The organism is Sorangium sp. So ce726 (genome assembly GCF_051521405.1).
Lineage (GTDB): Bacteria > Myxococcota_A > Polyangia > Polyangiales > Polyangiaceae > Sorangium.
In genome coordinates this window covers 13,302,458-13,326,521 of the sequence record NZ_CP150349.1, presented here as the reverse complement: position 1 = coordinate 13,326,521, position 24,064 = coordinate 13,302,458, and the positions used below count along the sequence as shown (strand labels likewise).

22 protein-coding genes are annotated in these 24,064 nt (G+C 70.7%); 19 read left to right on the top strand and 3 right to left on the bottom strand.

Going from position 1 to position 24,064, the window contains the following annotated elements; all coding sequences use genetic code 11:
* Positions 1-164 precede the first annotated feature (164 nt).
* From WME79_RS49710 to WME79_RS49620, 19 genes are all read left to right on the top strand, one after another.
* The gene (locus WME79_RS49710) at positions 165-548 is read left to right on the top strand and encodes a (2Fe-2S) ferredoxin domain-containing protein (RefSeq protein ID WP_437326762.1); all 384 of its coding nucleotides are present in this window, start codon (positions 165-167) and stop codon (positions 546-548) included.
* Entirely contained in the window at positions 548-1,006 is a 459-nt protein-coding gene (locus WME79_RS49705) for a hypothetical protein (RefSeq protein WP_437530308.1), read from the top strand. Before WME79_RS49710 ends, WME79_RS49705 begins: the two co-directional genes overlap by 1 nt.
* A 5-nt stretch (positions 1,007-1,011) precedes the next feature.
* Positions 1,012-1,569 carry an isochorismatase family protein gene (locus tag WME79_RS49700; RefSeq protein ID WP_437530305.1) on the top strand — a complete coding sequence of 186 codons (558 nt, stop codon included), beginning with the start codon at positions 1,012-1,014 and terminating at the stop codon, positions 1,567-1,569.
* 130 nt (positions 1,570-1,699) lie between these two features.
* Positions 1,700-3,106 carry a sigma-54-dependent transcriptional regulator gene (locus WME79_RS49695; protein ID WP_437530303.1) on the top strand — a complete coding sequence of 469 codons (1,407 nt, stop codon included), beginning with the start codon at positions 1,700-1,702 and terminating at the stop codon, positions 3,104-3,106.
* A 205-nt stretch (positions 3,107-3,311) separates the two neighbouring features.
* Positions 3,312-4,292, top strand: coding sequence for a type II secretion system protein GspC (gene gspC / locus WME79_RS49690; protein ID WP_437530300.1), 981 nt, complete (start codon positions 3,312-3,314; stop codon positions 4,290-4,292).
* A 41-nt stretch (positions 4,293-4,333) separates the two neighbouring features.
* The gene (locus WME79_RS49685) at positions 4,334-4,663 is read left to right on the top strand and encodes a hypothetical protein (RefSeq protein WP_437530297.1); all 330 of its coding nucleotides are present in this window, start codon (positions 4,334-4,336) and stop codon (positions 4,661-4,663) included.
* 50 nt (positions 4,664-4,713) lie between these two features.
* Complete coding sequence (gene gspD, locus WME79_RS49680; protein WP_437530295.1) at positions 4,714-7,311, top strand: type II secretion system secretin GspD; 2,598 nt, start codon at positions 4,714-4,716, stop codon at positions 7,309-7,311.
* The gene (gene gspE, locus WME79_RS49675) at positions 7,308-9,086 is read left to right on the top strand and encodes a type II secretion system ATPase GspE (protein ID WP_437530292.1); all 1,779 of its coding nucleotides are present in this window, start codon (positions 7,308-7,310) and stop codon (positions 9,084-9,086) included. Before gspD ends, gspE begins: the two co-directional genes overlap by 4 nt.
* A gap of 8 nt (positions 9,087-9,094) precedes the next feature.
* Complete coding sequence (gspF, locus tag WME79_RS49670; RefSeq protein WP_437530289.1) at positions 9,095-10,321, top strand: type II secretion system inner membrane protein GspF; 1,227 nt, start codon at positions 9,095-9,097, stop codon at positions 10,319-10,321.
* 6 nt (positions 10,322-10,327) lie between these two features.
* Positions 10,328-10,741 (top strand): type II secretion system protein GspG, encoded by a 414-nt coding sequence (locus tag WME79_RS49665; RefSeq protein ID WP_437530286.1) that lies wholly within the window; start codon positions 10,328-10,330, stop codon positions 10,739-10,741.
* A gap of 3 nt (positions 10,742-10,744) precedes the next feature.
* The gene (locus tag WME79_RS49660) at positions 10,745-11,194 is read left to right on the top strand and encodes a type II secretion system protein (RefSeq protein WP_437530284.1); all 450 of its coding nucleotides are present in this window, start codon (positions 10,745-10,747) and stop codon (positions 11,192-11,194) included.
* Between the two features lie 24 nt (positions 11,195-11,218).
* Complete coding sequence (locus WME79_RS49655) at positions 11,219-11,917, top strand: pilus assembly FimT family protein (RefSeq protein ID WP_437530281.1); 699 nt, start codon at positions 11,219-11,221, stop codon at positions 11,915-11,917.
* The gene (locus WME79_RS49650; protein WP_437530278.1) at positions 11,917-12,582 is read left to right on the top strand and encodes a type IV pilus modification PilV family protein; all 666 of its coding nucleotides are present in this window, start codon (positions 11,917-11,919) and stop codon (positions 12,580-12,582) included. Before WME79_RS49655 ends, WME79_RS49650 begins: the two co-directional genes overlap by 1 nt.
* A gap of 2 nt (positions 12,583-12,584) precedes the next feature.
* Positions 12,585-13,298 carry a type II secretion system protein GspJ gene (locus WME79_RS49645; protein WP_437530275.1) on the top strand — a complete coding sequence of 238 codons (714 nt, stop codon included), beginning with the start codon at positions 12,585-12,587 and terminating at the stop codon, positions 13,296-13,298.
* A 123-nt stretch (positions 13,299-13,421) separates the two neighbouring features.
* A complete protein-coding gene (locus WME79_RS49640; RefSeq protein WP_437530272.1) occupies positions 13,422-14,822 on the top strand; it encodes a general secretion pathway protein GspK in 1,401 nt (466 codons plus the stop codon).
* Positions 14,823-14,849: 27 nt separating this feature from the next.
* On the top strand, positions 14,850-16,370 hold the full coding sequence (pilM, locus tag WME79_RS49635) for a type IV pilus biogenesis protein PilM (protein ID WP_437530270.1): 1,521 nt from the start codon (positions 14,850-14,852) through the stop codon (positions 16,368-16,370).
* Positions 16,367-16,963 (top strand): hypothetical protein, encoded by a 597-nt coding sequence (locus tag WME79_RS49630; protein ID WP_437530268.1) that lies wholly within the window; start codon positions 16,367-16,369, stop codon positions 16,961-16,963. Before pilM ends, WME79_RS49630 begins: the two co-directional genes overlap by 4 nt.
* Positions 16,960-18,234, top strand: coding sequence for a type II secretion system protein GspN (gene gspN, locus WME79_RS49625; protein WP_437530266.1), 1,275 nt, complete (start codon positions 16,960-16,962; stop codon positions 18,232-18,234). Before WME79_RS49630 ends, gspN begins: the two co-directional genes overlap by 4 nt.
* Positions 18,235-18,307: 73 nt before the next feature.
* Positions 18,308-20,149 (top strand): STAS domain-containing protein, encoded by a 1,842-nt coding sequence (locus WME79_RS49620; RefSeq protein WP_437530263.1) that lies wholly within the window; start codon positions 18,308-18,310, stop codon positions 20,147-20,149.
* A 24-nt stretch (positions 20,150-20,173) separates the two neighbouring features.
* On the opposite strand, the gene thrC is transcribed toward WME79_RS49620, so the two are convergent.
* The 3 genes from thrC to WME79_RS49605 form a co-directional block, all read right to left on the bottom strand.
* Positions 20,174-21,514, bottom strand: a complete 1,341-nt coding sequence (thrC, locus tag WME79_RS49615) for a threonine synthase (RefSeq protein WP_437530261.1) — start codon at positions 21,512-21,514, stop codon at positions 20,174-20,176.
* Between the two features lie 53 nt (positions 21,515-21,567).
* Positions 21,568-22,653 carry a serine/threonine-protein kinase gene (locus WME79_RS49610; RefSeq protein WP_437530258.1) on the bottom strand — a complete coding sequence of 362 codons (1,086 nt, stop codon included), beginning with the start codon at positions 22,651-22,653 and terminating at the stop codon, positions 21,568-21,570.
* Positions 22,654-22,725: 72 nt separating this feature from the next.
* Positions 22,726-24,024 carry an NAD(P)/FAD-dependent oxidoreductase gene (locus WME79_RS49605; protein WP_437540102.1) on the bottom strand — a complete coding sequence of 433 codons (1,299 nt, stop codon included), beginning with the start codon at positions 24,022-24,024 and terminating at the stop codon, positions 22,726-22,728.
* Positions 24,025-24,064: the final 40 nt, after the last annotated feature.

The window sequence follows — 24,064 nt, the reverse complement described above, 5'->3', positions numbered from 1 at the left end:
CCGAGTACGGTACGCCACCGGGCCCAAGAATGCCTCGCGCACAGCATCTGTGCGCTCGTCCGGCCGCGGACCCGCCCCCTGGCGAAGCTCGACGCGCCCCCCGGCGCATCCCCCCTCCCCCGCCCAGCTTGACCTGGCCCCCGCGACGCACGAGGATCCGCCTCGTGCCCCAGCGAAAGCGCTACCTGTTCGTCTGCGTCAACCGCCGCCCGGACGGTGTTCCCAAGGGCTCCTGCGCTCAGCGCGGCGCCGAGGGCATCCACGTGCAGCTCAAGGCCGCGCTCGCCGAGCGGGGCCTCGCGAAGGTCGAGGCGCGCGCCTGCTCCGCGAGCTGCCTCGACGTCTGCTGGGCGGGCCCCGTCATCGCGGTGGAGCCCGACGGCTACTTCTACGGCCGCGTGACCCCCGCCGATGTCCCGGAGATCGTCGACGCCCTCGCCTCCGGCCGCCGCGTCGAGCGGCTCGTGCTCCCGCCCGAGGACTACACGGAGGCGACGGCCGCCCCGCCGCTGCCGGCGCCGCCACGCGGCGCGCCCCCGGAGGCGTGATGGGCGGAGGCGTGCTGCGCGGCTTCGAGTTCTGCGAGACCATGGCCGGGAGCTTCCACCTGGTCGACTCGCCGTCCGACGAGCGGCCCATGTCGTTCACGATCCGCGCGCGCTCGCGCGGCCTCCTCGACTTCCTGCGCAAGCCCGAGGTCGAGATCGAGGGCGAGATCGACGCCGAAGGCTTCGCCGACCACCGCTACCTCTCCGGGCGGCTCGGCCTCGACGTCGCGCGCACCGGGACCCTGCCCTACTCCTTCGAGTTCACCGCCAACGACGGCCGCCGCTGCGCGTTCGCCGGCCGGAAGACCGTGCGCCCCGGTGATCTCATGACGTCGATGACCGTCCTGCCCGGCGTCCTCGTCGGAGACGGCGGCGCCCTGCTCGGCGAGGCGCTCCTCCGCTTCGACCTGCGGAGCGACCTGCTCCGGTTCCTGAGGAGCTTCCGCGCCACGAGGTAGCCACCATGCAAAGGATCGAGCCCGCAGACAGCGCGGTCATCGTCATCGACGTCCAGGAGAAGCTCGCCGGCGCGATGCCAGCGCCCCAGATGGACGCGCTGACCCGCGCGGCCACGGTGCTGATCGAGGCGGCGCGGCGGCTCGGCGCGGCGGTCATCGCCACCGAGCAGTACCCCGCAGGCCTCGGCCGGACCGTCGCGCCCATCGCCGAGCGGCTCGCCCAGGCGGGCGCGCCCGTCATCCCCAAGATGGAGTTCTCCGCCTGCGGCTCCGCCGAGTTCGAGCGCACGTGGACGGAGCGCGCGCCCCGCGCCGCCATCGTCGTCGGCGTGGAGGCGCACGTCTGCGTCTTCCAGACCGTGCGCGACCTCGCCGCGCGCGGGGTCCTGGTCCAGGTGCCGCTCGACGGCGTCGCCTCCCGCCGCGACGACCACCGGCTCGCCGGCCTCGATCTCTGCCGCGCCGCAGGCGCCACCATCACCACCGCGGAGACCGTCGTCTTCGACTGGCTCAAGATCGCCGGGACGGACGACTTCAAGCAGCTGTCGAAGCTCATCCGCTGACCGATCCCGCGATCTTCGCGGGCGGCGCGCGAGGACCAGGTCGGCGTGTCAGTTTGTCAGGCGCCGGCTCGGACTTTGTCAGACCCGTGCTCTCCTGGACACGCCGCTTCCGCCTGTGACACAGTGGCGCATGGCTGACGATCTGGCACAAGTCCCCCCGAGCGCGCCGCCCGCTGGCCCCGCTGCGCCGCCGCCCGGCGCGCCGACGGTCCTCGTGGTCGATGACGAGCCGTCGAACGTCGCCTCCATCGAGAAGATCTTCCAGCGCGACGGCATGCGCGTCATCACGGCGGACAGCGCAAAGGCGGCGCTGGAGATCGTGCGCAGCCGCCGCGTCGAGGTCGTCCTGACCGACCTGATGATGCCGGGGGTCAGCGGCCTCGAGCTGCTCCGCGCGCTGAAGCAGCTCGCGCCCGACACCGAGGTCGTGATGATGACCGCTTACGGGACCGTCGAGACCGCGGTCCAGGCCATGCGCGAGGGCGCCTACGACTTCGTGGAGAAGCCGCTCAAGCGGATGACGATCATCAAGAGCGTGCGCAAGGCGGCCGAGCGCCAGTCGCTCGTCGCCGAGAACCGCTCGCTCCGGCAGGAGATCAAGCTGCTCACGAAGCGCGAGATCGTCGGATCGAGCCCGACGCTCCGCCGCGTGCTCGACATCGCGACCCAGGCGGCGCCCTCGAGCGCCACGGTGCTCGTGCTCGGCGAGAGCGGCACCGGCAAGGAGCTGCTCGCCCGCTTCATCCACGAGCGCAGCGCGCGCTCGCGAGGGCCGTTCGTCGCGGTCAACTGCGCGGCCATCCCGGAGACCATCCTCGAGGCCGAGCTCTTCGGCCACGAGCGCGGCGCGTTCACCGGCGCCCTCGCGAAGCGCGACGGCCGCTTCGCCAAGGCGGCCGGCGGCACGCTGTTCCTCGACGAGATCGGCGAGCTCTCGCCCGCCGTGCAGGTGAAGCTCCTCCGCGTGCTGCAGGAGGGCGAGTACGAGCCCGTCGGCGGCGACACGGTGCGCGCCGACGTGCGCCTGGTCGCGGCCACCAACAAGGACCTCCGCGCCGAGGTCGCCGCGGGCCGCTTCCGCGAGGACCTGTTCTACCGGCTCAACGTGATCGCGATCACGGCGCCCCCCCTCCGGACCCGCCGCGAGGACATCCCGCTCCTCGTCGACCACTTCCTCGGCATCTACTGCACGAAGAACAACCGCCCCCGCCTGGAGGCGCCGCGCGACGTGCTCGCGCGCATGACCGACTACACGTGGCCGGGCAACGTCCGCGAGCTCGAGAACGTGATCGAGCGCGCCGTGGTCCTCTGCCGCGGCGACCAGCTCTCCGTCGACGACCTGCCCGACTTCATCCGCGAGGCCGCCCCCGCCGAGCCGAGCTCGCTCACCTTCTCGGTCGGCACACCCCTCGACGAGGTCGAGCGCAGGCTCATCCGCGAGACGCTCCGCCACGCCCGCGGGGACAAATCCGTGGCCGCGCAGTTGCTCGGCATCTCCACGCGCACCATCTACCGAAAGCTCGGCGAGCTGGAGTGACGCCGCGCGCGCCGTCCCGCGGACACGGCCCGCTCCCGCGCGCCGGCACCCCGCGAAAATCCATTTGTCACTTTGGCAACGAAGGCCGTCCGACACGACCGGGGTGCGTCACCTTGGCGGGACAGCTTCCGAAATTTCGTGAAGACGCGGGAAACCACCGGCGATTGACCGCTGGCATGAAACTCGCCTAGAGGAGGATGGGCGCATGGGCATCGACGCGATCCTGAAGCGGTATTTTCCCTGGGTGCTGGGCGTGTTGATCGCGCTCGCCGCCTACTTCCAGGCGTCGGGCATGGGTCAGCTGGTGGTCTCCAGCGTCGCGATCGACGCACCGCCAGCGCCGCCCGTCCATCCGACGCGCCCGGCGTCGTTCGGGTCGACCGCGAGCAGCACGGACCACACGACGAGCGCCGCGGCGATCCTCTCGCGCAACCCGTTCGACTCGGTGACGGGGCCGCTCGACGGCAAGCCGGTCGAGATCCCGAACGTCCCGCACGAGCTGCCCAACAAGGACCCGTACGCGGACCCCTCCTGCGACGGCGCCCGCGTCCTGCTCATCACGCAGGCCGACGATCCTGCGTGGTCGTTCGCGGCCATGACCGGCTCGGACGGCAAGGCGATCTTGCGGCGGCAAGGGGATGAGATCAGCGGGCAGACCGTTTACTACGTGGGGTGGGATCGGGTCTGGCTGACGTCCGGCAGCTCGCGGTGCCAGGCCATCGTGGGCAGCCACGCCGTCGCCCGCGTCAGCGCCACGCCGGCGCCGACGCCCGCGCCGACGTCGACGGGCGCGGCGGCGAAGCCCGCCGCCCGCGGCGGCAAGAAGATCCCGCCGGAGATCGCCTCGAAGATCCAGCGCGTGAGCGAGAACGAGTTCAACGTGGAGCGCAGCGCCGTCGACCACATCCTGGAGAACCAGGGCGAGCTGATGCGCTCCGCGCGTATCGTCCCCGAGAAGGAGGGAGACAAGATAGTGGGCATCCGTCTCTTCGGGATTCGCCCGGACTCTCTGCTAGGGACGCTCGGGCTGGAGAACGGAGATCGGCTGTCCAGCATCAACGGGTTTGAGATGAGCGATCCGCAGAAGGCCCTCGAGGCCTACGCGCGGCTCCGGACGGCGGACCGGCTCACGGTGAGCATCAACCGCAAGGGCAAGCCGATGAACATCGACTTCAACATCAAGTGAGCGCTCCGGACTGAATCCAGGGACGAAAGCAGGGTAGCGGCATGGCGCGATGGATAGGGACGCTGAACGAAGGGAGCCTGCTCCGGCGGACGCTGATGGTGATCGGCACGTTCGTCCTCGGCTCTCTCACGTTCGTCGGGGTCATGAGCCTCGTCCTCGTATCGGTCGCCAAGGCCGTCCTGCCGCCCCACGAGGCGCCCCACGACAAGGAGTCCGCGACGGACGCGACGGAGGAGGCCGACAGCGAGGCCGCCGCCGGCGCGAGCAAGACCGCCCTGGGCAAGACCTCCCGCTCGAAGCGGCCGCGGCCCCCCTCGCCGGCCGCGCGCGAAAGCGCGGCGAGCGCGCCGAGCGCGCCGGGCGCCGACTGAGCGGCGCCGCCTCCCCCTACCAACCAACGCAGAGAATATCGAGTCGACTGATGGTGATGACGACCCTCGAGCGATCCTGCTGCCTCCGGAGGAGGCTCCTCGCCGCGCCGGTGGCGGCGCTCGTGCTCGCCGCCGCGGCGCCGCCCGCCGCAGCGCAGCCCGCGAACCGCGGCGTCCCCGTGCTGCGGACCCCCGGCCAGGTCCCGCCGCCGCCCGCCCGCCCCACGCCTGCGCCGGGCGCGCCGGCCGCAGGCGCTCCAGCTGCTGGCGCGCCGGGCGCAGCCGCGCCCACGCCAGCCGCTCCGGGCGACGCCGGGGACGACCCGCTCGCCGCGGTCAAGCAAGGGGTCCAGGAGATCGAGTTCAAGCCGAAGCCCGGCGGCTACAAGGTCAGCTTCAACCTCGACGAGGCCGACCTCCCCGAGCTCGTGAAGGCCATCAGCAACATCACCGGGCGCCGCTTCATCTACGGCGGCAAGCTCCGGCAGATCAAGGCCACGGTGTACGCGCCGGAGAAGGTGACCGTCGCCGAGGCGTACAGCGCGTTCCTCTCGATCCTCGCCTCGAACGATCTCACCGTCATCCCCCACGGCCGCTTCCTCAAGATCGTGGAGACGCCAGGCGCGGTGTCCGAGACGACCCCCGTGTTCGGGGCCGCCGCGCCCGTGCCCGCGGAGGACCGGTTCGTCACCCGCATGTACCGGCTGTCCCATATCGACGCCAACGACGCGGGCGGCGTCCTGAGCAAGTTCAAATCGAAGGACGGCGACGTCACCGTCTACCCGCCCGGCAACCTGCTCATCATCACGGACACCGGGTCGAACATCCAGCGCATGCTCCGGATCGTCGAGGAGATCGACGTCGGCGGCGCCGGCGATCAGCTCTGGGTGCAGCCCGTTCATTACGGCTCCGCGGCGGAGGTCGCGACCAAGCTGAACGAGATCGTCGACCCGAGCAGGGCCGGGGCGGGCGGCGGCAGGCCCGGCAGGGGCGGCGCCGGCGGCACCGGCGCCCGCATCATCGCGGACGACAGGACCAACTCCCTCGTCATCACCGCCACCGAGCCGGACTACCTGCGCGTCCTCGGCATCCTGAAGCGCCTCGACGTGCCTCAGACGGGCGAGGGGCAGGTCCACGTGCTCTCGCTCCAGCACGCCGGCTGCAAGGAGCTGTCGGCGACGCTGAACCAGGTCCTCGGCGGCGGATCTGGCGGCGGCGCGGCCGTGGGCGGCAGGCCGGGCGCGCGCGCCGCCCAGGCGGTGCCGGGCTCGACCGACGACATCTTCGAGGGGCAGGTCAAGGTCACCTGCGACGAGGCGAGCAACAAGCTCCTCATCACGTCGTCGCCCCACGATTACGCCCAGCTGCGCACCGTGATCGACCAGCTCGACGAGCCCCGGCGGCAGGTGTTCATCGAGGCGGTGATCATGGACGTGAACGTCAGCCGCTCGCTCGATTTCGGCATCGGCTACCACGCCGGCGCGCCGTTCGACGGCCTCGACCCGAACGACAGCGTCGTCTACGGCGGCAACAACATCCGCCAGTCCGTCATCGGCCTGCCGGCGCAGCTCGGCGCGCTCGCGCTGGGCATCAAGGGCCCCGCGATCACGGGCTCGAACAACATCCTCGGGACGGGCATCTCGATCCCCGCGTTCGGCGTCGTCCTGCACGCGCTGGCCCAGGACGGCGACTCCAACGTCCTCGCGACGCCGCACATCCTCGCGACCGACAACGTGGCGGCCGAGATCTCGATCGGCCAGAACATCCCGCTCCAGACCAACGTGGGCGGCGGCGGGCTCAACCAGCTCGCGAGCCTGGCCGGTGGCGCGGGCGCGGCGGGCGGGCTCGGCGCGCTCGGCGGCCTGCTCGGCGGTCTCGGCGGCCTCGGCGGCGGCGCCGCCGCGCGCCAGGACGTCGGCACGAAGATCAAGGTCGTCCCCCACGTCAACGACTCGGACCAGGTGCGGCTGGAGCTCTCCGAGGAGATCTCCGACGCCGGCGCCCCCCTCGAGGGCGCGCTCGGCGCGATCCCCATCAACAAGCGCACCGCGAGCACCACGCTCGTCGTCCGGGACCAGCAGACGGTCGTGATCGGCGGCCTGATGCGCGACGGCATGACCACCTCGGAGACGAAGATCCCCGTGCTGGGCGACATCCCGGTCCTCGGGTTCCTCTTCCGGCAGCGGGTCAAGACCAAGACGAAGACGAACCTCCTCCTCGTGCTGACGCCCTACGTGATCCGCGACCAGGACGACCTCCGGACCATCTTCGAGCGCAAGATGCAGGAGCGGCAGGAGTTCATCGACCGTTACTTCGTCTTCAGCGAGAGCGCCGCGTGGGAGCCGCCGCGCGACTTCGGCCGCGCGAACGGGCTCCTCGAGGACATCCGCCAGTCGATGCTGGCCGAGGACGAGCGGGCGCGCCTCGAGGAGGAGGCGCGCCCGAAGGGGCCGCGCGAGCACGTGCCGGTGGATCCGGTCGGCCTGCCGACGTTCGGCGGCAAGGCCACCGGCGCCATGCACATGCAGCCCGGCATGGTCGACATGGAGGGCGAGCCGGCCCAGCTGCCGCCGCCGCCCAACGGCGCCCCGCCGCCGCGGCCCACGCGGCGGCCGCCCGGCGCGCGGCAGATGGAGCGCGTGGAATGAGCCTGCAGCAGCAGCAGTACCTCGGCGAGATCCTGATCCGGCGGGGCGTCGTCCCCGCGGAGCGGCTCGTGCCGCTCTACGACACCGTCCGCGAGCGCGGTCAGCCGCTCGCGGACCTCATCGTCTCGTCCAACATCGCCGACGAGGCGAGCATCGCCAAGGCGCTCGCGGAGGAGTGCGAGGTCGGCCTCCTCCCGCGCATCGACATCGACGCGGTCCCGCTCGAGCTCGCGAGCCGGGTGCCGATCACCTACGCCAAGCAGCACAAGATCCTGCCGCTCGCCGAGCACGACGGGGTCGTCTACTGCGCCGTCGCCGACCCCCTCGATACGACGGCGATCGACGACGTGCGGGCGCTGTTCGGCAAGCCCGTCGAGATCGCGGTCGCCACGAGCGACGTCGTGCTCAACGCGATCAACCGCATCTGGGAGCGCAAGGAGGACGGCGGCGCGAAGCTCGAGGGCGACACGGCGCTCGAGGAGGACAACCTCGTCGACATCATCGACTCGGACGACGACGCCCCGATCATCGCCTGGGTCAACGGCCTCTTCGCGCAGGCGGTCCGCGAGCGGGCGAGCGACATCCACATCGAGCCCGAGGAGCGCGACGTCGTCGTCCGCTACCGGATCGACGGTGAGCTCTACGTCGCGAAGCGCGCCTCGAAGCAGTTCATGGCGCCGATCATCGCCCGCGTGAAGATCATGGCGGCGCTCAACATCGCCGAGAAGCGGCTCCCGCAGGACGGCCGCATCACGCTGAAGATCGCGGGCAAGAGCGTCGACATCCGCGTCTCGACCGTGCCGACGAGCCGCGGCTTCGAGCGGATCGTGATGCGCATCCTGCACAAGGCGTCGGTCCTGCTCGGGCTCGACGACCTCGGCTTCGCGCCGCGCGAGTACGCCATCATGGACGCGCTCATCCAGCGGCCGGACGGCATCATCCTCGTCACCGGCCCGACCGGCAGCGGCAAGACAACCACGCTCTACGCCTGCCTCAACCGGATCAACGAGCCGAGCCGGAACATCCTCACGGCCGAGGACCCGGTCGAGTACGAGATCGGCGGCATCCACCAGATCCACGTCCACCCCGGGATCGGGCTCACCTTCGCCTCGGCGCTCCGCGCGTTCCTCCGCCAGGATCCGGACGTGATCATGGTCGGCGAGATCCGCGACAAGGAGACCGCCGAGATCGCCATCCACGCGTCGCTGACCGGTCACCTGGTGCTCTCGACCCTCCACACGAACGACGCGGCCGCCGCCGTGACCCGCCTCGTCGAGATGGAGATCGAGCCGTTCCTCGTGCGGAGCAGCGTGATCGGCATCCTCGCCCAGCGCCTCGTGCGCCTGCTGTGCCCGACGTGCAAGGTCCCCTACCGGCCCTCCGATTACGAGCTGCAGCAGCTCGGCCTCGACGAGGACCGGCTCGCCTGGAAGGCGCGGCGAAAGCTCTCGACCCGCTACAGCGTGCACGGACAGAAATACGATTACATCGGGCAGGACATCGACCGGGCCGTGTTCTACAAGCCCGGGGGCTGCGATTCCTGCAACCAGAAGGGCTTCATCGGCCGGCGGGGCATCTATGAGCTGATGGTCGTCGACGACGCCGTGGGCCCGCACATCCTGAAGAGCGCGGACGCGCAGACCATCAAGCGGGTCGCCATCTCCCAGGGCATGGATACGCTCCGGGACGACGGGGCGCGCAAGGTGCTCAAGGGCATCACCACCGTCGAGGAGGTCCTCGCGGCGACGCAGGAAGACGTCATCGTCGACGAGTAGGGAAGGCCGTGGCGGTATTCGAATACAAAGGCATCCTCGTCGGCACCGGAAAGCCGGTCAAAGGGGTCCGCGACGCGGAGAACGCGAAGGCCCTCCGGTCCGCCCTGCGCAAGGACGGCATCATGCTCACCGGCGCGACCGAGGAGCAGGCCGCGAAGGCGAAGGCGAAGCGCGATCTCAAGATGTTCGCCTTCGTGGGCCGCCCCTCGACGTCGGACGTCGCCGTGATGACCCGCCAGCTCGCGACGCTCATCGGCGCCGGCATCCCGCTCTTCGAGTCGCTCAACGCGCTCATCGAGCAGGTCGAGAAGGAGTCGCTGAAGAGGGCGCTCACGCAGGTGCGCGAGCAGGTGCGCGAAGGCACGAGCTTCGCCAAGGCCCTCGAGGCGCACCCCTCCATCTTCCCGCCGCTCTACGTCAGCATGGTGCGCGCCGGCGAGGCGTCCGGCACGCTCGAGGGCGTGCTGACCCGCCTGACCACCTTCATGGAGAACCAGGCGAAGCTCGTGGGCAAGGTGACCGCCGCCCTCGCCTACCCCGGGCTGATGGCGCTCATCGGCATCGGGCTCATCTCGGTCCTCATGGTCGCGGTCGTGCCGAACGTGACCGGCATCTTCGCCTCCATGGACCAGGCGCTGCCCTGGTACACCGCGGCGCTCATCGGCACGTCGGCGTTCGCCTCGAGCTACTGGTGGCTCATCCTCCTCGCGCTCGCAGGCGCGGTGTACGGGTTCCGCCGCTGGGTGCGGACGCCGAAGGGCCGCCTCTCGTGGGACACGTTCGTGCTGCGGGCGCCCATCTTCGGCAAGCTCATCCAGATGCTGTCCATCGCGCGCTTCGCGCGGACCCTCGCGACCCTGCTGTCGTCGGGCGTCGCGCTCCTCAGCGCGATGGATATCGTCCGGAGCGTGCTCGGCAACGCGGCCCTGGAGAAGGTCATCGTCGACGCCATCGCGTCGATCCGCGAGGGCCAGAGCATCGCCGAGCCGCTGAAGCGGAGCGGCCAGTTCCCGCCGATCGTCACCCACATGATCGCCATCGGCGAGAGGAGCGGGCAGCTGGAGGCGATGCTGGAGAACGTCGCCAATGCCTACGACTCCGCCGTGGAGACCCGCGTCCAGGTGCTCACGAGCCTGCTCGAGCCGCTCATGATCGTCATCATGGGCGGCGCGGTCGCGTTCATCGCGATATCCATCCTCATGCCGCTCATCCAGATGTCGAGCTTCGTCGGGTAGGTGGCTATGGGGCGGCGCAGACAGCGAGAGAGCACGATCTTCTTCCCCTGGGAGCGCGCCGGCGGGCTCTTCCGGCGGACCGGCATGGCGCGGGCGAGGCCCTTCGCCGCGGGCCTCGCGATGGTGGTCCTCCTGCTGCTCCTCGGCGCGCGCGAGCGGCGGCTCGTGGGAATTCGATCGACCCGCGCCACGTTGTCCGTCGTCCACGGGGCGATCACCCTGTACCGCGCCGATCACGAGCGGCGGTGCCCGGGTTCCCTGGAAGAGCTGAAGCGCGAGGGATACCTCGCGATCGACCCGGTCGACGCGTGGGGCAGGCCGCTCCGGCTCACCTGTCCCGGAAGGAAGGAGCCGGACGGATACGATCTCATGAGCGACGGACCGGACGGCGAAATAGGCGGCCTTGACAGGGTGGAGTGAGAGATGGAGACGAACAGAGCAAGCAGCGCAAGAAGGATTCGACGGCTGAGCCGGAAGCTCTCGCGGGGCGTGACCCTGGTCGAGGTGCTCATCGTCGTGACGATCATGGCGATCATCGCCGGCGGCGCCACGCTCGTGGTGTGGCCGAAGCTCAAGCAGTCGCGCGTCAAGAGCGCCTATACCGGGGCGACGATCATCAAGAGCGCCGCCGAGCAGTACCAGCAGCTCGGGGCGGGCAGCGAAGGGTGCCCGACGATCCAGGCGCTGGTCAGCGCGAAGCAGATCGACGGCAACAAGACGGACGATCCCTGGGGCCAGCCGTACAAGATCAAGTGCGACGAGAACAACGACGTCCATGTCGTCTCGTCCGGCGACGACAAGAAAGAGAACACCCCGGACGACATCCGGGATGACATGAAGCAGTCGGATCTCAACAAGATCGCGGAGATGTAGCGCAGCGCGGGAGCAGGAGCGCCCATGACACGCCGTCGCACGAGGGGACTCACGCTGGTCGAGGTGCTGATCACCGTCACGGTGATCGCGCTCATCAGCGGCTCGGTCATGCTCGGCATGGGCGCGGTCACGAGCGCGCGGCTGAAGCGCAGCGCGGCGCTGCTCGCGGGCGCCGTCCGGGTGGCGTACGCCCACGCGAACGCGAAGTCGAAGCCGGTGCGGCTGGTCTTCGATTTCGAGGAGCGGATGATCGTGCTCGAGGAGTCCACAGGCGAGCTGCTCGTCGAGCGGAACGACCGGGCCGGCGGCGCCGCCGCGGCGACGGAGGCCGAGAAGGCGGCCACGGCGGAGGCCGAGGCGATCCTGAAGGGGCCGCGCGCGCCGCGGCCCTCGTTCGAGCCGGCGAAGGCGTACGGCTTCAACCCCGAGAAGGACAGGCCCGGCAAGGAGCTGTCGAGCGGCGTTCGCTTCCTCCAGGTGGAGACCGGACACCAGGACGAGCCCGTGACGGAGGGGCGGGCCTATCTCTACTTCTGGCCCGGAGGCCAGACCGAGCACGCCGCGATCCAGCTCAGCCTGGGCGGCGGGGAGACCGATGACGCGGTGATGACGGTGCTCGTCTCGCCGCTGACCGGCAAGACGGAGCTCAGGAAGGGCAAGGCGAGCATGCCCAGGCCGCGCGACGACGCCGAGGCGTCGGAGCGCGAGGACACGGGGCTCTGATGCGCGCCCGCGGCTTCACCCTGCTCGAGGTGATGGTGGCGGTCGCCATCCTCGGCCTCGGGCTGACGGCGATCCTCTCCGCGCAGGCGGGCGCCTTCTCGGCCGCGGCGCACGCGAGGAACCTCAGCCTCGCGAACGGGCTCGCGCGCTGCAAGATGACCGAGCTCGAGGAGCGGCTCGCCAAGGACGGCCTGCCGGCGCTCGACGAGGCCGACAGCGGGCCGTGCTGCGAGGGCGACGAGTCGCCGAACATCAAATGCAGCTGGCGCATCGAGAAGCCCGAGATGCCGGAGCCCAAGTACGGCGATCTGGACCTCGACACCAACCTCGAGGGGCTCGGGGCGCTCGGCAACCCGGGCGAGTCGAGCGGCACCGCGGCCCCGAGCGGCAACCTCGACGATCTCGCGCAATCGCTGGTCGGCGGCGGCGCGGAGGGCGGCGAGTCGGCCGGCGGGATCTCGGGGCTCCTGCAGCCGTTCGTCGACATGCTCGCGCCGACGCTGCAGCCCATCTTCGAGGCGAGCGCGCGGCGGGTGACGGTCAAGCTGACCTGGCAGCAAGGGTCTCGGGAGCAGTCGTTCGAGCTCGTGCAATGGGTGACGATCCCCCAGATGGGCCAGCCCGACGCCGACGCGGGCACGGGCGAGGGAGGAGGAGGAGGTTGAACGTGACGGCGCGAACCGCGAGCTCTCTCCGCAGGCGCCGCGGCCGCTCGCGCGCGGTGACCCTCCTCGAGGTCCTCGTCTCGGTCGGCATCCTGGCGCTCATCGGGACGCTCATCTACGGCGCGTTCGACGGCATGAGCCGCGCGCGCTCGGGCATCGCCCGGATGGGCGACCGCTACCACCAGGGCCGCGCGGCGATCGCCCGCATCTCGCGCGAGCTCCAGACGGCCTTCCTGTCCAGGCACCAGCCGGCCGACAGGAACATCGTCGTTCGGCTCACCGCCTTCGCGGGGGAGGACTCGTCCCCTGCGGACCGCGTCGATTTCACCGCGTTCGCGCACCGGAGGCTCCTCCGGAACGCGCACGAGTCCGATCAGTGCGAGATCGGCTATTTCGGCGCACGCGACCCGGAGCGCGACAGGCTCGATCTCGTGCGCCGAGAGGCGAGGACGATCGATACCGAGCCGACGAGGGGCGGAGTCGTCAACGTGCTCGCCGAGGACATCGAGAGCTTCAATCTCCAGTACCTCGACCCGATCACCGGGGAGTGGGTCGACTCGTGGGATTCGACGCAACCGGCGGCGCAGCTCGACCGGCTCCCCTCGCAGGTGTGGGTGACGCTGGTCCTGAACGGCGGGCCTGGCGGGGAGCCGATCAAGTTCGAGTCGAAGGTGCCACTCCCGATGCAGGTCCCCATCGCCTTCGGGGCCAACTGAGCCATGAGCCGCCCGAGGAGCCCCCACGCCGAGGACCGCGCCGCAGAGAGGCCGCGCTCCAGGCGCGCACGCGCGCGCCGCCGCCTCCGGAGACGGCGCGACCGGCGCGGCGTGGCGCTGGTCATGGTGCTCGGCGCGATCACGGTGCTCACCGTGTTCCTGACCGAGCTCCAGGAGGAGACCTCGACCGAGCTCTCCGCGGCGCTCGCCGATCGCGACGCGCTGCGGGCCGAGTACTACGCGAAGAGCGCCGTGAACCTGTCGCGGATGCTCATCGCCTCCGAGCCGAGCGTCAGCACGGCGATCGGGCCGATGCTCGCGATCATCGGCATCAAGGGGAAGTTCCAGGTGCCGGTCTGGAAGTTCACCGACATGTTCCTCGGCCCCTTCAACGCGCAGCTCGCCGGGGCCGCGGGCGAGGGCAGCGCGGCGCCGCCCCCCGAGGCCGCGGGCGAGGGCAGCGCGACGGGCAAGAACCTGGGGCTCACCGGCGGCGGCCGCTTCGAGCTCAAGATCGTCGACGAGGACTCGAAGATCAACGTCAACCGCGCCGCTGACGACGTGGGCGGCATCTCCGATCAGATCGCCGTAGGGAACCAGCTGCTCAGCCTGATGAGCGACGCGCAGTACAACACGCTCTTCGAGGAGCGCGACGGCGACGGCCAGTTCTCGGACCGCGCGACCATCTGCAGCGCGCTCATCGACTGGGCCGACCCCGGCGACCAGACGTTCGCCTGCGACGCGACGTCGAACGCCCCGAGCTCCACCGGCGCAGAGGACAGCTTCTACCAGACGGTCGGCCTCGCCTATCAGCGCAAGAACGCCCCGTTCGACTCGGTCGATGAGCTGCGGCTGATCCGGGGCATGAACGACGATTTCTGGGCGACGTTCGTCGATCCGGATCCGAGCAACCCGGACAAGCGGGTCCTGACCGTCTGGGGCAACCGGAAGCAGAAGGTGAACGTTTCGTCGGCGAACGCGCTGACGCTGCTCAGGCTCACGTGCACCGCCGATTTCGTGGATATCGCGACGACGACGCTCTGCAGCGACGTGAACCAGCAGTCGGCGTTCCTCACCGTGGCGTCGCTCGTGCAGAGCATGACCGGGGGGCTGCTCTTCCCCACCCCGAAAGATTATGTCGATGCGATGACGCAGAAGGCGGGCAGCTCGCTCGGGGGGATGCTCGGGCAGCAGTTCAAGGCGATGGGCGTGGAAGCGGTGAAGTTCAAGCCGAACGTCACGAAGTCCCTCGGCAACAGGACCAACTTCCTGAGCATCTACGCCGATGGCATCGTCCCGGGGAACAAGCGTGAGACGCGCGTGCGCGTCCATGCGGTGGTCGATCTCACGGGGGCGACGCCGCTCAGCCAGAGCGGCAGTGGCGGCAGCGGCGGAAGTGGCGGCAGCGGTGGCGAGGGCGGCAATGGCGGCGGCAGCGGTGGCGCCGCTCCGACGCCGGAAACGTACGAACAGCAGGTACGATCGAACCCTGCCGGGACGATCATCTACTATCGCATCGAATAGGACACCCCTCCGGGAAGAAGCGCGCAAATGCACAGGCTGCTCGGGATAGATGCTGGAAAATCCGTGGTGCGGGCGGCGCTCATCCGCACCACGTACAGGAGGGTCTTCGTCGAGGCCCTCGGCGAGGCGGCCGTCACGGACGCCGTCTCCGAGGCCGAGGCCATCCGCGCCGCCGTGGGGCTCCACCGCCCCGACGCCGCGGCGATCGCGCTCTCCGGGGAGAAATCGTTCTACCGCCGCCTCGACCTGCCGGCGGCCGCGCAGAAGGAGATCGAGAACGTCCTCGGCTTCGAGCTCGAGGCCACGGTGCCGTTCGAGATGGAAGACGCGGTCTTCGACCACCGCCTGCTGAAGCGGCCGCCCGGCGTGGAGACGCTGCCGGTCTTCGCCGCCGTCGCGCGCGCGGACGACGTGCGCGAGCGCATCGCCGTCGTGAAGGAGGCGCTCGGCTTCGAGCCGGAGCGGGTCGCGCTGGGCGCGGTGGCGCTCGCCAACCTCGAGGCGGTGATGCCGGAGCTCGCCGCGCCATCACCGGCCGGCGCCGCCGCGCCGATCGCCCTGCTCGACCTCGACTACCTCACGTCCGAGATCGTGATCGTCGCCGGCGGCGAGCCGGTCTTCGCCCGGACGCTGTCGCGCGGGACGGCCGGCCTCCCCGGCACCGCGCCGGCGCTCGCGCGCGAGCTCCGCCAGACGCTCGCGGCGTGGCGCAACCTCGGCGGCGAGCCGCTCGCGGGGATGTACCTGGTCGGCGGCGGCGCCACCGCGCAGGGCGCGGAGGCGTTCCTGGCGACGCAGCTCGGCCTCACGATCCTGCCGCTGCCGACCCCTCGCATCGAGGGGCTCACGCCCGAGCAGGCCGCGGCGCTGCCCCGCTTCGCCAAGGCGCTCGGGCTCGCGCTCGGGCTGACGCCGAAGACCAAGGGGTTCAACCTCCGGAAGGGCGCGCTCGAGGCCGAGCGCAGCTACCCGTTCCTGCGCGAGAAGATCCCGATCCTCGCCGGCCTCGGCACCGTCATCGCGCTGAGCTTCGGCTTCTCCATCGTCGCGGAGCTGCGCACCCTCGACACGGAGCGGGAGCTGCTCACCGCCTCGCTCGCGACCGCCTCCCACGACGTGCTCGGCGAGGAGACGAGCGACCCGCAGAAGGCCCGGGAGCTGCTCGAGCAGGGCCCCGGCGCGGCCGACGAGGACCCGATGCCCCGCGTCGACGCCTTCGACGTCATGGTGCAGCTCTCGAAGGCCGTGCCGAAGGAGATCACGCACGACGTGCTCGAGCTCGACGTGAACCGCGGCCACGTGACCCTCCAGGGCGTCGTCCCGTCGGTGTCGGACGCGCAGATCATCGCGGATCACATGAAGGAGCACCGCTGCTTCCGCGACGTGAAGGTCGGCCGCACGAGCCAGTTCACGGAGGGCAAGCACAAGTACGTCCTCGAGCTGGATCTCAAGTGCGAGGACAAGACGAAGAAGAAGAAGCCCGGCGCCGCTGACGCGGCGGAGAGCGCCTCGGCCGGCGCGCCGGAGAAGCCGGAGGGATCGCGATGACGCTCCGCGAGCGACTCGACAAGCTGGAGCCACGCGAGCGCCGGCTCCTCACCATCCTCCTCGGATTCCTGGCGGTGATCGTCCTCTTGCTCGTGCCGATCGGGCTCGCGAGCGTCGCGTCCAGCAAGCGCGCCGAGAACCAGGAGATCCGCGATCTGCTCCAGTCGATCTACGAGGCCTCGGGGAAGGTCAGCGAGCGCAAGGCGCTGAAGGACGCGCTGCTCGCGCGCTACGCGCGGCCGGCGCCCGCGCTCGCCGGCTTCATCGAGGACGCGGCGAAGCAGCAGCAGCTCACCGCCGCCGAGTCGCAGGATCGCCCCGACGTCCCGCACGGCAAGAAGTACAACGAGCGGATCACGGTGGTGAAGATGCACAGGATCGGGATGCTCGGGCTCGCGAAGATGCTCGAGCACATCGAGGGCTCGGGCCACCCGGTCGCGGTGACGAAGCTGAACCTCAAGCCGCGCGCCGGAGAGCCGGACTCCTACGAGGTCGAGCTCGGCATCTCGGCGTTTGACCGGAAGGGCGAGCCCCAGCCGGCGACCCCCGCGCCGTCGGCGCCCCCCGCCGAGGAAGAGGAGCAAGAGCCATGAAGGCGCGGCTCATCAAGATCGCGAGATGGGCGGCCTACCCGCTCTTTTACCTCTTCTGTCTGGGGCTCTTCGGCTACCTCACGTTCCCCTACGACCGGCTCAAGGACCGGCTGATCGCCGAGTTCGACCGCACGCAGCAGAAGCGGGGACCGAGCCAGGCGCAGCGCCTCGAGATCGACGAGCTCGACTCGTACTGGTTCACGGGGGTCGAGATGAAGGGTGTGCGGCTCATCCTGCCGCCGGGCGAGCTCGGCACGAGCAGCCGGCCGAGCGGCGCCGCGGCCTTCACCTCGGGCGACGCCGCCAAGGACAGCGCGCCGAAGCCGAGCGTCATCGAGATCGACGAGGCGCACGCGCGGATGAAGATCCTGCCCCTCCTGATCGGGCGGATGCGGATCTCGTTCTGGGCCAGCGTGTTCGGCGGCGAGATCGAGGGCGTGGTCCCGATGGGCCGATCGGGCGGCGACGTCCACGTCGAGGTCTCGAACGTGGAGCTCGCCAAGGTGGGTCCGCTCGGGGACATCCTTGGCCTGCCGATCGCCGGCACGCTGAGCGCGAACCTCGATCTCAGCGCGCCCGAAGGCAAATTCAACAAGGCGAACGGCGCGCTCGAGGTCTCGGCCAAGGAGGTCTCGGTCGGCGACGGCAAGACGAAGATCCAGGGGCTCATCGCGCTGCCGGAGGCCAAGCTGGGGGAGCTGCTCCTGTCGGCGGAGGCGAAGGACGGCGTCCTCAAGGTCACGAAGATGTCCGCGAACGGCCAGGATCTCGAGCTCGACGGCGACGGCAAGGTCAACATGCGTGAGCCGTGGAACAACTCCACGGCGGATCTCTACGTGCGCTTCAAGTTCACCGACGCCTACCGATCGAAGAGCGATCTCACGAAATCGCTGCTCGGCGCGCCGGGGTCGAGCGTGCCCGGGCTGATCGAGATGCAGCAGCCCAAGATGAAGCGGTCGAAGCGAGCGGACGGCTTCTACGGCTGGCACGTCCACGGCCCGCTGAAGAGGCCCCGGTTCGATCCGCACGCGGCCGAGTCACCCGCCGCTCGAGGCCGCACGCCAGGCGCGAGCCCGGCCACGACCACGAGGAAGCCCGGCGGCGTCAACATGCCCCTCGGCGCCTCCGAGGCCGCCCCGAGGGAGGGCGAGGAGCACGAGCCCCCTGTGATGCCCCCGCCACCGCCTCCGCCCTCCACCGAGGACGAGTCCCCCACACGGCCGCCGTCTCCTCCGCCCGTAGACGGCGAGGGCACGCCTCCCGTTGAATAGAGCGGGGTGCAGCTTCGTGCGACGAAGACACGCCCCGCTCCAAGACCCGGACTCACGCTCCAAGGACTCGGTGATGGGGGATCCCAGCTGGCAGCAGAACCGGCGCATTTTACTGATCGACGACGACGAGGCCATCCACGAGGATTTCCGCCGGATCCTCCGATCGGAGCCTGAGGGCTCGACCTTGGCGAGCCCTCAGCCGACGCTGTTCCGCGAGCTGCCCGCCCGGCGGCCGGTGAGGTTCGAGCTCACGTCCGCGACCCGCGGGGAGGAGGGGCTGGCGAAGGTCCGCGAGGCGCAGCAGAGCGGCGCGCCGTACGCGCTCGTGTTCGTGGACGCGCGCATGCCGGGGTGGGACGGCATCGAGACGCTCTCGCGCATCTGGAAGGAAGACGGCGCCATCCAGGCGGTCCTCTGCGCGGCGGACTCGGATGACTCGTGGGAGGAGATCGCCGCCCGGTTCGGGCAGACCGACAACCTCCTCATCCTCGCCAAGCCGTTCGACCCGAGCGAGGTCCGCCAGATGGCCTTCGCGCTGACCGAGAAGTGGAACCAGCGCCGCGCCCTCGCCGAGGCCAACTACAAGGTGTCGACGCAGTACACCGTGACCCGGATCCTCGTCGAGTCGACGACGCTCGCCGAGGGCGTCCCGGCGCTCCTCGGCGCGCTCGGGGAGACGCTCGGCTTCCGGTTCGCGGCCCTGTGGCTCGGCGACGACGAGAGCGAAGGGCTGCGCTGCGAGCACACCTGGAGCGCCGCGCCCGACGACTCGATCGCGCTCGAGGCGGCGACCCGGGGCGCGCGGTTCGCCCGCGACGCCGGGCTGCCCGGCCGCGCGCTCGCCCAGGGGGAGCCGACCTGGTTCAGCGACCTCGACGCCGAGGCGGACGATCCGCGCGCGCAGGCGGCGCGCGGCGCCGGCCTCCGCTTCGCGGTCGAGCTCCCCATCGCGGTCCGCGCCGACGCGCAGGTCGCGGCCGTGCTGGAGCTCATGGACGCCGAGCCGCGCGCGCCCGATCCGGGGCTGCTCGACGTCCTGCTCGCGATCGCCGCCAAGGCCGGCCACTTCATCGGCAGCAAGCGCGTGGAGGCGGCCCTGCGCCGGAGCGAGGCGAACAACCGCGCGCTGCTCTACGCCATCCCCGACACGATCCTCCGGATCAACAGCGACGGCATCTGCCTGGATTTCAAGGCCTCCCGGGATCCGAGGCCCTCGCTCCGCGCCGAGGATCTCCTGCACAGGCACGTCGCCAACGTGTTCCCCGCCCACGTGGCCCAGCAGATCACCGGCCTCGTGGCGCGAGCGCTCGCGGACGAGGCGACGCACGTCTTCGAGTACCAGGAGCAGCTGGCAGGTGGCTCGCGCGACTACGAGGTCCGGATCGCCGGCAGCGATCGGGCGGAGGCGGTCGTCATCGTGCGAGACATCACGGAGCGAAAGCGCGCCGAGGCGGAGACCGAGGCGCGGCGCGCCCGGGAGGAGGCCCTCCGGGCACAGAACGAGATCCTCGCGGCGCTGTCGACCCCGCTCATCCCGATCAGCGACGACATCGTCGTGATGCCGCTCGTCGGCGCCCTCGACAGCCAGCGGACGCGCCGCGTGCAGGAGACGCTGGTCCGCGGCGTCGCCGCCCGCCGCGCGCACGTCGCGATCCTCGACATCACCGGCGTGCCGCGGATCGACGGCCCGTGCGCCGACGAGCTCCTGCGCGCCGCGACGGCGGTGCGACTGCTCGGCTCGGAGGTGATCATCACGGGCCTGCGCCCCGACGTGGCCAGGACGCTCGTCGAGATCGGCGTCGACATGAGCGGCATCGTCACGCACAACACCCTGCAAAACGGCATCGCCTCCGCGATGACCTCCGCGGGCGCGCGCGGACGGCGCCGGCGGCGCCGCGCGAGGGCGCGCCGGTAGCGGCGGCGTCGCGCGGCGTCCAGCTCAGCGCTTGCTGGTCTGCGCGGCGTGTTTGTCGAGGGCGGCGAGGACGCGGTCGTAGTCGGGCGGCAGCTCGACCGGCGGGTTGGCGAGCCGGCTCGTCACGTCCGCGAGCGCGCGCTCGTGGTATTTCACCTTGAACTCCGTGAACTTGAGGCCGTTCGCGGTCGAGACCACGACGACCCGCTGGCGCCTCTCCACGACGCCCTTCTTCACGAGCTTCTCCAGCGCGGCGAGGGCGACCGCCGTGTGCGGGCAGGTGTACATGCCGGTGCGATCGGCGCGGGCCGCCGCGTCGCAGAGCTCGTCCTCGGTCACCTCCTCCGCGACGCCGTCCATCGCCTTGAGGGCCAGCATCGCCCTCGGCGCGCTCACCGGGTTGCCGATCTGGATCGCGCTCGCCAGGGTCTCCCCCGCCTTCATCGGCTCGACCTCGCTCCGCCCCTCGGACCACGCCTTGAAGAGCGGGTTGGCCCGCGCCGCCTGCGCCACGCAGAGGCGCGGGAACCGCGTCGTCAGGCCGAGGTCCTTCAGCATCTTGAAGCCCGCGTAGAGGGCGTAGGCGTTGCCCAGGTTGCCGCTCGGGAGGATGACCCAGTCGGGCAGCGTCCAGTCGAACTGCTGCACGATCTCGATGGCCACGGTCTTCTGGCCCTCGAGCCGCAGGGCGTTCATCGAGTTCGCCAGGTAGACAACGCCGTCGGCCGAGAGGCGCTGCACGATGGCCATGCAGCCGTCGAAGTCGGTGTCCAGCGAGAGGACCAGCGCCCCCGACGCGATCGGCTGGACGAGCTGCGCCGTCGACACCTTGCCCCGCGGCAGCAGCACGACCACCGGCAGACCGGCCGCCGCGCCGTACGCCGCGAGCGACGCCGAGGTGTCCCCCGTCGACGCGCACGCGATCGCGCGCACCTCGAGGCCCTCGCGGATCGCCTTGTTCACCACCGAGACGAGCACCGTCATGCCGAGGTCCTTGAACGACCCCGTGTGGCTGTTGCCGCAGAGCTTCACCCAGACGTCGTCGAGCCCGAGCGTCTTGCCGTAGCGGTCTGCCCAGAACAGGTTCGTGCCCCCCTCGTCCATCGACACGATGGCCTCGTCCGGGACCTCGGGCGCGACCCACTCCCGCTTGCCCCAGACCCCGGAGCCGTAGGGCCACACCGTGCGCTTGTAGCGCTCATCGAAGAGCTTCATCCACGTCGCGGGGCTCCGATCGCGAAGCGCGTCGATATTGTGGGCGACGTCGAGCAAGCCGCCGCAGGTGGGGCAACGGTAGAGGGGCTGCGTCAGCGGGTAGCTGCCGGCACAACCGGTCAGGCATCGGAATGCAGCAGAGTAGGCCATGGCAATCGGATCTCCTGGGTGGCGGGAAGCGCCCGCGGGAGGTGGTGTCGGTATCAGTCGAAGCGTGGGGCTTCCATGCCGAGCCGCCTATAGAAGTAGATCGCCGCGTTCCTGGCAAACGATCCCTGCGGGAGATAGATGTCGCTGGGCTCCCGTAGCGGCTCCTCGGCCGAGAGCGGCCCGTCCCGATCGCCGGCCAGGCGCTCGAGATCCTCGAGGAACGCTTCCATCGAGGGATAGCGGTTGTTCGGGCTCTTCCGGATCGCCTTCAGGATCACGGACTCGAGCAGCGGGTCGAGGCTCCGGCGCTTCTCCGAGGGGCGGGGCGGCGGGGTCACGAGCTGCCGGGCGAGGAGCTCCGACTGCTCCGAGCGAGGGAACGGGAGCTCCCCGGTGAAGGCCCGGAACATGACGACGCCGAGCCCGTACACGTCGGTGCGGGCGTCGGGCAGGTCGCTCACGACCTGCTCGGGCGCCATGTACTCGAGGGTGCCCACCGCGGTTCCGGTCGCCGTGATGAGGTCGGCGGCCTGGATCTTCGCCAGGCCGAAATCGAGCACCTTGACCGCGTACGGGTCGCCCTGCGGGCCCACGAGGTAGATGTTGTCCGGCTTCACGTCGCGGTGGATGATCCCGGCGCGGTGCGCGGCGGCGAGCCCGGACGCGGCCTGGGAGAGCACCGGGATGGCGAGGTCTGCGTCCATGCGGCGCTCGCGCCGGAGCCAGTCGCCGAGCGACTCGCCGAAGAGGTACTCCATCACGAGGTAGGGCGCGCCGTCTTCCGCGCGCGTGCCAGCGTCGAGCACCCGGACGAGGTTCGGGTGCCCGATCATCGCGGCGCTCTGCGCCTCGCGCACGAACCGCTCGCGCGTCCGCTCCGCCCGGGCGGCGAACTCCTCGAGGACCTTGATCGCGACCGGCTGGCCCGTCTCGATCTCGACCGCGAGGTAGACGCGCGCCATCGCCCCTTTGCCAAGGTAGCCGCGCACCTCGTAGCGCTCCCCAAGGATGCTCCCGCGCAGCCGGGTCGGCTTGTACCGGAACAGATCGACGCGCCGGCCCTCGGTGAGCTCCGCGCCGTCGTACGGGCAGAACCGATGGCCCGCGTCGTACTCCCGGTGGCAGCGCGCGCAGAACATGGCCCCGCATCGAATAGCGCCCCGCGCTCCGGCCACGCAAGCCTGCTCGGCGGGCCCCCCGCGCTAGCCGCTCTAGCCCGCCTTGCGCGGCGAGCGCCCCGTCAGCTTGGTGTACGCGTGATAGCCGAGCCAGCGGAGCGGCTCGGGCGGGACGCCCCGGAGGGGGGCCATGTAGAACGGCAGATCCCGCCACCGCACGTCGTCGCCCGCGTAGATGTCGCAGAGCACGCGGCCCGCGAGGTTGGCGAGCGTCACGCCGTGGCCGCTGTAGCCGAGGGCGTAGTACACGTTCCGGTGCTCGCCCCGCACCCCCATGCTGCAGAGCCGGCTCATCGTGATGCCGAGGGTGCCCGTCCAGCGATGCGCGATCCGCAGCCGCTCGGCCGCAGGGAAATAGCCGGTGAGCCGGCGCCGGATGGCCTCGAACGCCGGCCCAGCCGACTCGGGTGTGCCCGGGTAGGAGGTCTTGTTCCCATAGAGGTAGGCATACGCTGCGTTGCTGCCCCCGCCGAACACGAGCTCACCGGCGGGCGTCATGCTGGCGTATGCGATCCGGTCGCGGTCGTCGCTGAAGCCGGCGATCTGCCCCCAGCCGAGCGCGGCGCGCGCCTCGGCGTCGAGCGGCTCGGTCGCGATCACGTGCGAGTGCAGCGGGAAGATGCCGCTCTTGAAGTAGCCGAGGCGCGGCGTGTAACCGTTGGTGGCGAGCACGATGGCCGCGGCCCGGACGACGCCGCCCGGCGTGGTCAGCTCGATCGTGCGCCCCTCCCGGATCCCGAGCACCGGCGTGTCCTCGTGGACAGCGACCCCCCACGCGAGCAGCAGCGGGCGCAGGCAGCGCAGCAGGTCGACCCCGTTCAGCTGCCCCTCGGTCGCGTCCAGCACGGCCCCGGCCGCGCCCTGGATCCCGAGCCGCTTCGAGAGCGCCGCGCTGTCCAGGTACTGTAGCGAAATGCCCCAGCGGGCCAGCTGCTCCACCCGCGCGTGCGCCGCCTCGGCCCGGCGCGGGTCGGTGAGCACCTCCATGCATCCGTCGCGGCGGTGGCGCACCGGGAGGTCGTGCTCCTGGATCATCCCCACGATGCCGTCGATTCCCGCGCGCGTCGTCTCGTACACGCGGCGCGTGAGCTCCGGATCGCGAGAGCCCACCCCGTTAATCCAGTTCAACATCATCCCCCCGTTGCGCCCGCTCGCGCCGTTCGCGAGATGACGCGCCTCGAGGATCATGACGCGGAGGCTCGGAAATCGGCGGATTAGATGGTATGCGGTGGAGATCCCGGTGAACCCTCCTCCGATGATGGCCACATCGGCCGCCGCGTCCGCGCGCAGCGGAGGGACGGGCTCATAGACCGGGCCCGCCTCGCTCCACACGGAGCGCGCGGAATCGATGTGCGAGTACGAGTGCGTGCCA